The sequence below is a fragment of the Amycolatopsis aidingensis genome (assembly GCF_018885265.1).
GTDB lineage: Bacteria > Actinomycetota > Actinomycetes > Mycobacteriales > Pseudonocardiaceae > Amycolatopsis > Amycolatopsis aidingensis.
On the sequence record NZ_CP076538.1, the window covers coordinates 150,102 to 162,791 of the forward strand.

A 12,690-nucleotide genomic window follows, 5' to 3' on the forward strand; every position below is an offset into this window, starting at 1 on the left:
AAGCGACAAACGGCAGGATAACTGTCACTGTGAGTGCTCAGGAAGACACCCGAAGGCTGCTCGTCCTCGCCGTGGACGACGAGCCACACGGACTCGACAACCTGGTCCACTGCCTGCAGTCGAACCCGCATGTGGACCGGGTCTTCACGGCGGTCGATGCCTCGGAGGCACTGCGCGTACTCGGTTCCGAGGACGAGCAGGTCCGGATGCGGCGGGACCGCGGCCTGCCGCCGATCGACGCCGTGTTCGCCGACCTGAACATGCCCGGCCTCTCCGGGATGGAGATGTCCAGGGTCTTCGCCTCGCTGAACGCCGCCCCGGTGCTGGTGTTCGTCACCGGCCACGCGGAGGAGGCGGTGAACGCCTTCGAGCTCGGCGCGGTGGACTACGTGCTCAAGCCGTGCCGGCAGGACCGGCTGGACAAGGCCGTGCTGCGGGTGCTGGAGAAGATGCAGTCCGCGCCAGCCCCTGAGCTGGCCAGGGAGCAGTCGGTGAAGACCGATGACGAGGTGATCCCGGTCGAGCTTGCCGGCACCACCAAGCTGATCCCGCGGTCCTCGGTGCGCTGGGTGGAGGCACAGGGTGACTACGCCCGGCTGTACACCACCGAGGGCAGCCACCTGGTCCGCATCCCGCTGGCGCAGCTGGAGGAACGCTGGGGCAAGGCCGGTTTCGTGCGAATCCACCGTTCCTTCCTGGTCGCGCTGCCGTTGATCACCGAGCTGCGCATGGGACAGGGCGGCTACCAGGTGGTCATCGGCAACGAGGAGAAGGTGCTGCCGGTCAGCAGGCGCCACACTCGGGAGCTCAAGGACAGGCTGGTCGGCGCCCCCCGTAACGGGTAGGCCGCCATGCCCGACGACGACTTCTACGCCCGCGTGGACGGCGTCCGGCAGCCGGATCCCACGCTGGGCAGAAGCGTCCGGCGCAGGGCGGAACGGGCGGCGGTGGAGCCGGTTCCCCCGGAGCCGGAATCCGGCCAGGGCGCGCACCGGGCGGGCAGGCAGCCCGCGCACGCGGCCGAGCCGGAGCAGCAGAAGGTCCGGCGCAAGCGGGTGGTGCTCGCCGACCCGCGCCAGGAGTCGCACACCCTGCGCGCCAGGGTCGAGCTCGAGGAGCAGACGAGCTGGGGCGAGCTGCTGATCAAGGATCTGATGAAGGCGCAGCTGCGTACCGGGCTGCTGCTCGCCCTGCTGGTGCTGCTGGTGCTCGGCGCGATGCCGCTGGCTTTCTACCTGGTGCCAACGCTGTCCGACCTCTCGGTGATCGGCGTGCCGCTGCCATGGCTGCTGCTGGGGATCGCGCCGTTTCCGCTGCTGTTCGGGGTCGGCCTGTGGTACAACCGGCTCGCCGAGCGCCACGAACGGGACTTCGTCGACATGATCGAGAGCTGACCGACCGAGCCATATTCCGGCTCGGGGTGCGAGGATTCATCCGTGCAGTCGAATCCGTGGGCATTGGCCGGTGTGGTGCTGGTCGCCGCGCTGACCTTCTATCTAGGACACCGCTCGTCCCGGTTCGCGCACAGTACACACGACTTCCTGGTCGCAAGGCGCACGGTGCGTTCCCGGCGCAATGCCGCGGCGATTTCCGGGGAGTACCTTTCCGCGGCCTCGTTCCTCGGGGTGGCGGGCATTGTGCTCAAGGACGGCGCCGACGCCCTGTGGTTCCCGATCGGATTCACCGCGGGTTATCTCGCGCTGATGCTGTTCGTCGCCGCCCCGCTGCGCCGCTCCGGCGCCTACACCCTGCCGGACTTCCTCGAGGCCAGGCTCGGCTCCACCCAGCTGCGCAAGTTCTCCACCGCGTTCGTGGCCTTCATCGGGATCCTCTACATGGTCCCGCAGCTACAGGGCGCCGGGCTGGCCCTCACCTCGATCATGCCAGCCCCGGCCTGGGTCGGCGCGGTCGTGGTGACCTGCATCGTCGGGTTCAACGTGATCGCGGGCGGGATGCGGGCGATCACCATCGTGCAGGCCTTCCAGTACTGGCTGAAACTGTTCGCCATCGCCGCGCCCACCTTCGTGCTGTGCGTGGTGTTCTTCACCGGCGGCGCGGGCGGCACGGCGGGTTCGCTCGGCTCGGTCACCCCGCCGATGTTCCAGCAGGAGACCTCGGTCGCCATCGAGACCGATGTGGTGCTCGAGGTCGGGGAGCCCACCCCACTGCGGGTCTCGCATCAGGACGACGCCGAGCTGGTGTGGATCCCCGGAAACGAGTACCGGGTCGACGCGGGCGCCACCCTGATCTTCCCAGCCGGGGCCGCCGTCCCGGTGGTGAGCGGGACGCCCGCGGACAACGCCACCTGGCTGCGGGCGGGCTCGGGTGGCACGGAGGGACTGCTCGGCACCTACTCGCTGATCTTCGCGACCTTCCTCGGCACCATGGGGCTGCCGCATGTGCTGGTGCGCTTCTACACCAACCCGGACGGCAAGGCGGCCCGGCGCACCACCGTGCACGTGCTGCTGCTGCTCGGGTTGTTCTACCTGTTCCCGGTGATGCTCGGCGCACTGTCCCGGATGTACGTCCCGGAACTACTGGTCACCGGTAAGACGGACGCGGCGGTGCTGTTGCTGCCCTCGGCCATGCTGCCCGGGATCGCCGGGCAGATCATCGGCGCGGTGACCGCGGCGGGGGCGTTCGCCGCCTTCCTCTCCACCTCCTCCGGCCTGCTGGTCAGCGTGGCCGGCGTGCTGTCCACCGACATGCTGCCCGGCAGGGTGCGGGACTTCCGGGTGGCCACCGGGCTGGTGGCGCTGGTGCCGATGCTGCTGGCGGTGTTCCTGCGTACCGAGGATCTCTCGCTGAGCATCGGGATGTCCTTCGCGCTGGCGGCGTCGACCTTCTGCCCGCTGCTGGTGCTCGGTATCTGGTGGCGCAGGCTCACCTGGGTCGGCGCGACCGCGGGGATGGCCGTCGGCGGATTCCTGGTGCTGGTCGCGCTGGTGTCCAATATCGTCAGCCGCTACACCGGGGAATGGGCACCCTGGTTCGTCGAGCAACCCGCGCTGATCACCGTGCCCGCCGCCTTCCTCAGCACCATTGTGGTCAGCCTTGGCACCAAGGACCGCACCCCGGACGATCTGAACGCGGTGATGCTGCGGCTGCATGCCCCGGATCCGCTCGGTTTCATGCGGGACCGGGCGGTGGCGCGGTTCGGTCGGGCCGAGGAGAAGGCGCGGATGGGTCGCGGACGTCACCGGAAATAACCCGGGTATTCAACTTTCCGGGGATTGCGCGCCGAGGGACGCCCACCCTGGGTCATTCGTATCACTCGAATAGATTAGGTGCGAGCTGGGCTGGGCCGGGCATCATCATGCGTGGCAGTAGAGCTCAGTAGACCTACCGTTCGTTTCGGTGCCAAGGAGGGGTCAGGTGGCACAGTCCGAGCACGGGACCGGCGCCCGGCCGCAGCCGGCCTGGACCGAGGTCCAGGCCGGCCCGGAGTTCACCGAGCTGCGCCGCCGGTTACGCCGCTTCGTTTTTCCGATGACGGGTTTCTTTTTGGTGTGGTATTTGCTGTATGTGTTGCTGGCGGATTATGCGCCGGGTTTCATGGCCACGCCGGTGTGGGGGAATATCAATGTGGGGTTGATTTTCGGGTTGTTGCAGTTCGTGTCCACGTTTGTGATCACGGGGTTGTATGTGCGGTATGCCAACCGCAGGCTGGACCCGATCGCGGACCGGATCCGGGGCGAGATCGAGGGGGAGGCGTGATGAGCGTGCAGGGTATGCCGCTGGCCCAGGGTGTCCAGGGTGGTAACCCGGCCCTGAACATCAGCATTTTCGGGGCGTTCGTGCTGGTGACGCTGGTGGTGGTGTTCCGGGCCTCGCGTAACACCCGCACCGCCTCGGACTACTACGCCGCGGGGCGGTCCTTCACCGGCCCGCAGAACGGCACCGCCATCGCCGGGGACTACCTCTCGGCGGCCTCGTTCCTGGGCATCACCGGCGCGATCGCCCTGACCGGCTACGACGGGTTCCTGTACTCCATCGGGTTCCTGGTGGCCTGGCTGGTGGCGCTGCTGCTGGTGGCCGAGCTGATGCGCAACACCGGCAAGTTCACCATGGGCGACGTGCTGGCCTTCCGCATGCGCCAGCGCCCCGTGCGCGCCGCCGCGGCCACCTCCACCCTCGCGGTGTCCTTCTTCTACCTGCTGGCCCAGATGGCCGGCGCCGGCATCCTGGTCTCCCTGCTGCTGGGCATCTCCGGCGAAGCGGGCCAATCCCTGGTCATCGCCGTGGTCGGCATCATCATGATCATCTACGTGCTGGTCGGCGGCATGAAAGGCACCACCTGGGTCCAGATCATCAAAGCCGCCCTGCTCATCTTCGGCGCCGCCCTGATGACCCTGTGGGTCCTGGGCCGCTACGGCCTCAACCTCTCCACCCTGCTCGGCGCCGCCGTGGAGCGCGCCGGCACCGACGGCGCCAGCCTCCTGGGCCCGGGCGCCAAATACGGCGCCACCGACACCAGCAAAATCGACTTCCTCTCCCTCGGCCTGGCCCTCGTCCTGGGCACCGCCGGCCTGCCGCACGTCCTCATGCGCTTCTACACCGTGCCCACCGCCCGCGACGCCCGCCGCTCCGTCGTCTGGGCCATCGCCTGGATCGGCCTGTTCTACCTCTTCAGCCTCATCCTCGGCTACGGCGCCGCCGCCCTCGTCGGCCCCGACACCATCGCAGGCGCCCCCGGCGGCGCCAACGCCGCCGCCCCCCTGCTGGCCCTCGAACTCGGCGGACCCCTCCTACTCGGATTCATCGCCGCCGTCGCCTTCGCCACCATCCTCGCCGTCGTCGCCGGCCTCACCATCACCGCCTCCGCCAGCTTCGCCCACGACGTCTACGCAGGCGTCATCAAAAAAGGCCGCGTCGACTCCAAACACACCGAAGTCCGCGTCGCCCGCATCACCGCCTGCATCATCGGCGCCCTCGCCATCGTCGGCGGCATCGGCGCCAAAGACCAAAACGTCGCCTTCCTCGTCGCCCTCGCCTTCGCCGTCGCCGCCTCCGCCAACCTCCCCACCATCCTCTACAGCCTCTTCTGGAAACGCTTCAACACCACCGGCGCCCTCTGCTCCATCTACGGCGGCCTGGCCACCAGCCTCCTGCTCATCATCTTCTCCCCCGCCGTCTCCGGCACCCCCACCTCCATGCTCAAAAACATCGACTTCGCCTGGTTCCCCCTCTCCAACCCCGGCCTCATCTCCATCCCCCTCTCCTTCCTCCTCGGCTGGGCAGGCACCCACCTCTCCCACGAACACCTCGAACACAAATACGCCGAGATGGAAGTCCGCTCCCTCACCGGAGCCCACGCCGAAAAAGCCACCCAACACTGAACAGGCACCGGTCAGGCCGGTGCGGGCACTCACACGCGTCCAACGGCGAGCCGTGCGACGATGGGAGGGTGGTGAACCTTGCCGACGTACCGACCGCCTCCGTCGCCGACCTGCCCACGGAGGGGTGTGTGCTGCTCGACGTACGGGAACACGACGAGTGGTCAGCGGGCCACGCCCCGGGCGCGGTGCACATCCCGCTGGGCGACCTGCCCGCGCGGGTGGCCGAGCTGGCCGAGTTCCCGGATGACCGGCCGGTTTATGTGGTCTGCCGTACCGGTGGACGCTCCGCGCAGGCGGCCGCCTGGTTGAACGCGGCCGGCTGGGACGCGGTGAACGTGGCCGGCGGCATGAAGTCCTGGCAGACCGAGGGACGCCCGCTGGTGGGCGAGCACGAGGGCGCCGCCCCCGAGGTGCTGTAACCGTCATGTACCCCGGCCAGCCACCGCAGCGACCCAGGGTGCGCTGGGTCGCCAGCGTGCCACCCGGGGTAGCGCCACGGCGCCGCCCGGTTCGTGCCGAGCCCTATACCGGGCCGCCCGCCTACCCCGCGGTGCCGCGCTGGGGTTTCCCGAACCTCACCTGGCGGGTGTCCACCGCCGTGCCCGGCACGCCCTCCGGGGTTCCGCACCCGTTGCAGCGGCTGCGGCTGCTGGCCAGGAACGCGACCACGGTGCTGTGGACCCTGGCCGGCCTGGCGCTGGTCGCCGCCGGTGCCGAGGTCTGGCGGTACGTACTGCTGGTGATCAGCAGGGACAGCGCGCTGAGCGCCGAGGTGGTCGGCACCTCCGACGCGCTGGTGCTGGCGGGCTCCCTGCTGACCTTCGTGATGGCGCTGTTCGCGATGGCCGCCGCGGTCTGGTGGCTGTTCGTGGCGCGGGCCGCCGCCGCGGAGGAGGCGGGTGCGGACCCGCCCCGCCCCGCCTGGCAGGTGGTGCTGGGCACCCTCGTCCCGGGGCCGAACCTGGTGCTGTCCGGGCCGATCGTGGCCGAGTTGGAGCATGCCGTGCTGCGCAGGCCGGCCACCATGCGCCCGCGCCCCTCCCGGCTGGTGCTGGGCTGGTGGGCCGCGTTCGTGGCCAACGGACTGCTGCTGGCCGTCACCGTGGCCGTGCGGTTCCGCGAGGGGGTGCAGGCGCAGGCCGACGGCGTGCTGCTGAACGCGCTGCTGGACCTTGCCGCCGCCACCCTCGCCGTGCTCACCGCGCTGCTGGTGCGCAGGCTCACCCTGCTACTCGCCCCGATCGACGAGTCGGTAGCCGGATCCCGCCCGTGGCGCGTGCTGAAGGTGACCGGCGCCCCCGATCCGGAGCGCCCCGAACGCCCGGCAACCGCCACCCGCTGACCCAGCTCACCCGGCGTGTTTGCCGCCCACGTACGCGTGTTTGCTCCCCACGTACCTGAGTTGGCCGTTCAGGTGCTGACCGGAAGGGTGCGCAGGCCGCGGATGACGAACTCCGGGCGCCGTTGCGGGCTGCCCGCGAGCCGCAGCGCGGGCAGCCGCAGGGCCAGCGCCTGCAGCGCCGCGGCGATCTCCACCCTGGCCAGCGGGGCGCCGACGCAGTAGTGGATGCCGCCGCCGAACCCCAGGTGCGGGTTGGGGGTGCGGGTGAGGTCCAGTACCCGCGGGTCGGGGAACACCGCGGGATCGTGCGCGGCGGCGCCGAGCAAGGCGGCGATCTTCTCGCCCTCGGCCACCCGGTAGCCCGCGATCTCCACCTCCGTGGTGGCGGTGCGCTCGAACAGCTGCAACGGCGAGTCGAACCGGATCAGCTCCTCCACCGCCTCGGCAGCCAGCGCGGGGGCGGCGACCAGCCGGTCCCACTGGCTGCGGTGCCGTAGCAGGGCGTGTACCCCGTTGCCGAGCACGTTCACCGTCGCCTCGTGCCCCGCCATCAGCAGCAGCACCGCGGTGGCCACCACCTCGTCCGAGGTCAGGTCGGCGGCCACCAGGTGGCTGATCAGGTCCGGCCCCGGGTTCGCCGCCCGGTGCGCGGCGAGCTCACGCAGGTAACCCGCGAACTCCGCGGCCGCCCGCTCGGCGGCGTCCCGCCGCTGCTGCGGAATGCCGTACTCGTACATCTTGACGATCGCGCTCGACCATGGCACCAGCAGCCGCCGGTCGGCAACGGGGATGTCCAGCAACTCGGCGATCACCTCGACCGGTAGTGGCTGCGCGAGGTGCTCGAGCAGGTCCGCCGAGCCGTCCTCGGCGATCCGCGCGGCCAGCCGGTCCACCATGCCCGCCGCGAGCTCCTCCACCCGCGGGCGCAGCCGCTCGACATGGCCGCGCTGGAAAGCCCCGGACACCAGCCTGCGCAGCCGGGTGTGCGCGGGCGGCTCGCTTTCCAGCAGGGAGTTGCGGTGCAGCAGGTTGAACGAGGCGAACCGTTCGGCAGGTTGCGCGTCGGTCCAGATCCGGCCCAGCCCGCGATGCCGCAGCACGGCCGAGGCCGCCGCGTGCGAGACGGCCACCGCGAGGCCGAGGCCAGGGTGCCAGTGCACCTCGCCTTCCCTTCGCAGGGCCGCGAAGCTGGGATACGGGTCGGCGAGGAAGGCCGGGTCACCAGGATCGAACACCCGACAACCATAGAATCGGCCGGGTTTCAGCGGAAGGAGGAGCGGCACCCGCCGGGCCTTGCCCCGGCCGGGGTTGGGTAGCGTCAGAGAAACCAGGAACGAGGAGGCGATATGGGTAAGGGCGCTCGGAAAAAGGGGCCGAAGGCCGACCGCAAGCAGAAGAAGGTGCGGGACGTCTTCGTTGCGCAGCCGTTCGAGGGTCTTGCCGCGGAGCCCGAGCTGATCGCACTGCGCGAGTTCGTGCCGTCCGCGACCGCCCGTCTGTCCCTTGTCGACAGTCCGGACAGGACGGTCACGGTGGGGACCGTGCTGCCGATGGCGGCGGCCGCCTTCGTCCGCAACGATGGCGAGGTCTTCATCGGGATGCAGGTGCAGACCCGTTCCTCGGATATCAGCAGGGATCTCGGCCGCTCGCTGCGCTGGGCGCTGGAGGCCGAGACCGGCGATGTGCTCAGCGCCCCGGACACCACCAGCGAGCCGGCCGATGGCGAGCGGTTGCAGGACCTGCTGGTCGCCGACGCGCAGCTCGAGGTCGAACTGCACGAGGACTTCTCCTGGTGGCTGCCGGAGGACACCGAGGCAAGCGGGGACGTGGCGCTGTCCCTGGAGCGGGCCAACGCGGCGATCATGCCGACCGAACGCCTCGGGCACGGGCTGTACTGGGTGGATGCCGGGGACAAGGCGCACCTGCGCTGGGTGCGGCCGGAGCCGGAGGGGCGGCTGCTGCAGGCGCTGGCCCGGCTGTCCGCGAACGGCGAGATCGGCCTCGGCGACGGCACCCGCTATGCCGGGTCCTTCCGCGCGCACGGCCTGCTGGTCCCGGTCTGGGACCTGGACCCCGAGGCGCACGCGCGGGAGTGGGCCGAGCCCGCGCAGCAGCTGGGCGCCCGGCTGGACGCGGCGCTGGCCTCGCTGGCGGATGACCCGCTGAACGCCGCCGAGCGGCGGGCCAGGGACGGGCTGCTCGGCAGGCAGCTCACCCTGCGATGATCCTGCACATCTGCCCGGCCGCCGACTGGGCCGCCGTACCGCCCGGCGGCGAGTACCGGGCTGCCTCGCTGGCCGAGGTCGGCTTCATCCACTGCGCCGACCGGGGGACCGTGCACCTGCCCGCGAACCGGCTGTTCGCCGGGCGCACCGACCTGGTGCTGCTCGAGGTGGACCCGGCGGGGCTGCCGGTGCGCTGGGAGCCCGGCGACCCGCCCGCGCCGGGCGAGGTGTGGTTCCCGCACGTCTACGGCCCCATCCCGCGGGCAGCGGTGCGCGGCGTGCACGAGTTCCCGCCGGGGCCGGACGGCCGGTTCCGGCTGCCCGACGCCCTCACCCGCTCGGCGGCCTGAGTCTGCGCGCGGTAACACCGCAGGTAGATTCGTCGACCGAACAGGGTAGAGAGGGGAACGGTGGTGCCTGGCGAGTTCACGGACTTCGGCGAGTTCGTGGAAGCCAGCCTGCCCGGGTTGCTGCGCTACGGCCACGCGCTGACCGGCAACCCGCACGACGCCGCCGACCTGGTGCAGACCGTGCTGGAGAAGATCGGTTCCCGCTGGACCCATGTGCAGCGCAAGACCGGCGACCCGCTCGCCTACATCCGGCGTTCCATGGCCAACGCGCATATCAGCAGGTGGCGCCGGGTGCGCAAGGAGAACCTGGTCGCCGAGCTGCCCGAGTCGCAGCCGTTCACCCCTGCCGACCCGTTCGAGCACGAGCCGTTGTGGCAGGCATTACGCGCCCTCCCGCCGAGGCAACGTGCGGTCATCGTGCTGCGTTACTACGAAGGACTGTCCGAGGCGGAGATCGCGGAGTCCCTCGGTGTCAGCCAGGGCACCGTGAAGAGCCAGGCAAGCAAGGCGATTGCCTCGTTGCGCACGAAGCTGCAGGCCGAGGACGAGCCACCGGCCGCTGGGGATACGGCGCGCAAGGGGAGGGAACGTGAGTTCGACTGACGAGGAGTTCGACGAGGAGCTGCGCAGGCTGTTCGCCGACGAGCGGCTCGGCCTGCGCCCGCGTGCCGGAGCCGGGCAGGCGATCCTCGCGGGCGCGCGGCGCGTCCGCCGTCGCCGGGTCCTGCTGACCAGCGGCGGCGGAACCCTCGCCGTGGCGCTGCTGGCCGGTGGCGTCCTGCTGCTCGGCGGCGAGCCCTCGACCCGCACCACCGCCGCGCCCGCCACCGGGGAGGAGTCCACCAGCCTCGCGATCGAGGAGCCCACGGCCCCGCCCTCGTCGCCCGCGTCCTCGACCGCGGCGAGTGTGCCCGAGCAGACCAGCGGTGGGCAGCGGACCTCCAGCAACCCACCGCCGCCCGCGGAGACGCCCCCGCCCCAAACCAGCGGCTCCCCGCGGTTCGAGAGCTCCACGGTGGCAAGCCCGGTGCTCGGGCCGGACGGCTACGGCGTGTTCAAGCTGGGCATGTCCACCGAGGAGGCGAAGGCCACCGGCAGACTGGGCGAGACCGTGGAGGCGGACGCCAAGGGCTGTGTGTCCTACCGGTTCACCGACGAGGCGAATGCGGCATCGCGGCTGCGCATCTCGGCCGAGGGCGGGCTGGTCGGGCTGTATCCGGGCGGACCGGCGCAGACCCCGGAGGGGATCGGCGAGGGGTCCACGCTGGCCAAGGTGCGTGCGACCTACCCCGCGCTGACCGGGGACCAGGGCAGCTACACCGCGCCGGCCGGGCAGAACGCGGTCTACCGGATCGGGGTGGACACCGACCGGCAGGTGGTGTCCCGCCTCGCACTGGAAGCCCAGCCACAGCCCTGTTCCGGGGCGTCCTGAGCCGGGGCACGGCACCCCGGAACCCGGGCCGCCGGCGGTGGGCGGGCCCGGGCCCGGTGGGTGCCGGTGCGGTGCTGACCGGGCGGCTCAGAGTGCGCCGCCGGCGACCGGCGGCATGGTCGGGTCCTCGCCGTCGTCGCCGACGGACTCCCGGTTCAGGAACTGCTCGACCTCGAAGAGGTTGCCCTTCGCCCGCTTGACGACGTTCAGCAGCGTGGACATCTGGGAGATCTCCTCGACCTGCTCCTTGAGGAACCACTGCATGAACTGCTCGCCCTGGTAGTCATCCTCGGAACGGGCGGCCTTGGCCAGCGTCTTGATATCGGCGGCGACCTCCTTCTCCTGGGCCAGCGCGAGCTCGATGAGCTCGGTGGCGTCGGAGAAGTCATTGCGGACCTCTCCGGTCCCGGGGATTTCCACGTGGTGGTCGGTGTCCATCATGTACTGCACCAGCGCGAGCGCGTGGTTACGTTCCTCAATGGACTGCTTGTAGAAGTGCTTGGCAAGCCGCGGCAGGTCCTCGTTGTCGAACCATACCGCGAGTGCGACGTACTGCTGGGACGCGTTGAACTCGTTGTGCACCTGCCCCTGCAGGAGCTCGTAGAACTTCGAACGCGGTTGCTTCTTGGTGACGGCCATACCGAAAAGATACGTCATACCGGGGGCGGATTTCCACTTTCAGGTAGTGATATGAACCCCATTCGTGTAGTATTTATAAGCCAAGGTAAAACTAATTTCGCTTAGCCTTGCCTAAATGGGGAACGCATTAATTAGGAAAGGCTAACTTCTAACCGAGTGGTTCCCGGACAATCGGGCAGGACATGCACCGCGGGCCGCCGCGACCGGAACCCAGCTCGGACCCCGCGATCCGCAACACCTCGATCCCGGCCTGCTCCAGCCGGACATTGGTCTCCACGTTGCGCTCGTAGCCCACCACCACGCCAGGGGACACGGCGAGGGTGTTGTTGCCGTCGTCCCACTGCTCCCGTTCCGCGGTGACCGGGTCGAGCCCGGTGTCGATCACCCGCAGGCGGTCGATGCCCATCGCCTCGGCCGCGGCGGTGAGGAAGGGCCGGGGGCCGTCCACCCGCAGTACCTCCTTGCCCGCCGTCTCGTCCGGGCGCAGGGTGTAGGCCACCAGCGACTCCCTGGCCAGCGGGTACATCACCACGGCATCGGCGCCGACCATGGTGCACACGGTGTCCAGGTGCATGGTCGCCCTGTTCTGCGCGATCGGCACGGCCAGCACGGTGTGCGCGATGCCGTCGGCGAAGGCCGACCTGGCCAGCGCCTCCGCGCCCGCGGCCGAGGTGCGCTCGCCGACGCCAACGGCCAGCACGCCCGGCGCGAGCAGCAGGATGTCCCCGCCCTCGATGGGGGCGGAGTGCGCGCCGTAGGCACGCACCGTGCCGAGGAAACGGGGGTGGTAGGCGTACACGAGGTCCAGCAGAGCGGTTTCCCGGCCGCGGGCGGGCATGGCCAGCGAGGAGATCGCCACCCTGTCCGCGATCCAGGCCGAGGAGTCCCTGGTGAACAGCAGGTTGGGCAGCGGGTCAACGGCGAAGTCGTGCGGGTGGTTCATCCTGCGCACCAGGGAGGCGCCCTCCGCGGCCGGCAGCTCCTCGAAGGTCATACCCGCCATCAGCACCTCGGCCAGCACGTACGCCGGCACCCCGGACAGGTAGGAGCGCAGCGAGTCGGCGAGGTCGCCGCCCAGCCGCCTGCTGTCCACCGCCGCGTGCACCCCGGCCGCGTGCGCCCGCGGGTCCTCCAGGGTGGTGCGCAGCAGCTCGGACAGCAGCAGTACCTCCACGCCCCGCCCGCGCAGCACCTCGGCGAACGCGTCGTGTTCCTCCTGGGCGCGGCCCACCCAGGGCACGGAGTCGAAGAGCAGCTGGTCGTTGTTGCGCGGGGTCAGCCGTTTGAGCTCGGGGCCCGGCCGGTGCAGCAGCACCGAACGCAGCGGGCCGACCTCGCTGTCCACTCGGGGGGAGATCGCTTG

The 12,690-nt window shown here is 70.4% G+C and carries 14 protein-coding genes; 11 read left to right on the forward strand and 3 right to left on the reverse strand.

Features of this window, described 5'->3' with window-relative positions:
• Positions 1-17: 17 nt before the first annotated feature.
• From KOI47_RS00765 to KOI47_RS00795, 7 genes are all read left to right on the forward strand, one after another.
• Positions 18-845: a LytR/AlgR family response regulator transcription factor gene (locus KOI47_RS00765; protein WP_216216995.1), complete on the forward strand. Its 828-nt coding sequence runs from the start codon at positions 18-20 to the stop codon at positions 843-845.
• A gap of 6 nt (positions 846-851) precedes the next feature.
• Positions 852-1,394 (forward strand): hypothetical protein, encoded by a 543-nt coding sequence (locus tag KOI47_RS00770; protein ID WP_216212682.1) that lies wholly within the window; start codon positions 852-854, stop codon positions 1,392-1,394.
• A gap of 42 nt (positions 1,395-1,436) precedes the next feature.
• Entirely contained in the window at positions 1,437-3,209 is a 1,773-nt protein-coding gene (locus tag KOI47_RS00775) for a sodium/solute symporter (protein ID WP_216212685.1), read from the forward strand.
• Positions 3,210-3,375: 166 nt separating this feature from the next.
• A complete protein-coding gene (locus KOI47_RS00780) occupies positions 3,376-3,717 on the forward strand; it encodes a DUF485 domain-containing protein (RefSeq protein WP_216212687.1) in 342 nt (113 codons plus the stop codon).
• 14 nt (positions 3,718-3,731) lie between these two features.
• Entirely contained in the window at positions 3,732-5,339 is a 1,608-nt protein-coding gene (locus KOI47_RS00785; protein WP_216216996.1) for a solute symporter family protein, read from the forward strand.
• Positions 5,340-5,407: 68 nt separating this feature from the next.
• A complete protein-coding gene (locus tag KOI47_RS00790) occupies positions 5,408-5,758 on the forward strand; it encodes a rhodanese-like domain-containing protein (protein ID WP_216212688.1) in 351 nt (116 codons plus the stop codon).
• 5 nt (positions 5,759-5,763) lie between these two features.
• Positions 5,764-6,681 (forward strand): DUF4328 domain-containing protein, encoded by a 918-nt coding sequence (locus tag KOI47_RS00795; RefSeq protein ID WP_216212690.1) that lies wholly within the window; start codon positions 5,764-5,766, stop codon positions 6,679-6,681.
• A gap of 68 nt (positions 6,682-6,749) precedes the next feature.
• Here the strand turns inward: KOI47_RS00795 and KOI47_RS00800 are convergent, their stop codons facing one another.
• Complete coding sequence (locus tag KOI47_RS00800) at positions 6,750-7,916, reverse strand: cytochrome P450 (protein WP_216212692.1); 1,167 nt, start codon at positions 7,914-7,916, stop codon at positions 6,750-6,752.
• A gap of 111 nt (positions 7,917-8,027) precedes the next feature.
• Here KOI47_RS00800 and KOI47_RS00805 point away from each other — a divergent pair, with 111 nt between their 5' ends.
• From KOI47_RS00805 to KOI47_RS00820, 4 genes are all read left to right on the forward strand, one after another.
• Positions 8,028-8,906 carry a DUF5926 family protein gene (locus tag KOI47_RS00805; RefSeq protein ID WP_216212694.1) on the forward strand — a complete coding sequence of 293 codons (879 nt, stop codon included), beginning with the start codon at positions 8,028-8,030 and terminating at the stop codon, positions 8,904-8,906.
• The gene (locus tag KOI47_RS00810; RefSeq protein ID WP_216212695.1) at positions 8,903-9,256 is read left to right on the forward strand and encodes a DUF952 domain-containing protein; all 354 of its coding nucleotides are present in this window, start codon (positions 8,903-8,905) and stop codon (positions 9,254-9,256) included. The genes KOI47_RS00805 and KOI47_RS00810 overlap by 4 nt, the downstream gene beginning before the upstream one ends.
• Before the next feature lie 63 nt (positions 9,257-9,319).
• The gene (locus KOI47_RS00815; protein WP_216212698.1) at positions 9,320-9,859 is read left to right on the forward strand and encodes a SigE family RNA polymerase sigma factor; all 540 of its coding nucleotides are present in this window, start codon (positions 9,320-9,322) and stop codon (positions 9,857-9,859) included.
• Positions 9,846-10,688, forward strand: a complete 843-nt coding sequence (locus KOI47_RS00820) for a hypothetical protein (RefSeq protein WP_216212701.1) — start codon at positions 9,846-9,848, stop codon at positions 10,686-10,688. The genes KOI47_RS00815 and KOI47_RS00820 overlap by 14 nt, the downstream gene beginning before the upstream one ends.
• Positions 10,689-10,775: 87 nt before the next feature.
• Here the strand turns inward: KOI47_RS00820 and KOI47_RS00825 are convergent, their stop codons facing one another.
• The gene (locus KOI47_RS00825; RefSeq protein ID WP_216212704.1) at positions 10,776-11,327 is read right to left on the reverse strand and encodes a ferritin; all 552 of its coding nucleotides are present in this window, start codon (positions 11,325-11,327) and stop codon (positions 10,776-10,778) included.
• Positions 11,328-11,475: 148 nt separating this feature from the next.
• Positions 11,476-12,672 (reverse strand): arginine deiminase, encoded by a 1,197-nt coding sequence (locus KOI47_RS00830; RefSeq protein WP_216216997.1) that lies wholly within the window; start codon positions 12,670-12,672, stop codon positions 11,476-11,478.
• Positions 12,673-12,690: the final 18 nt, after the last annotated feature.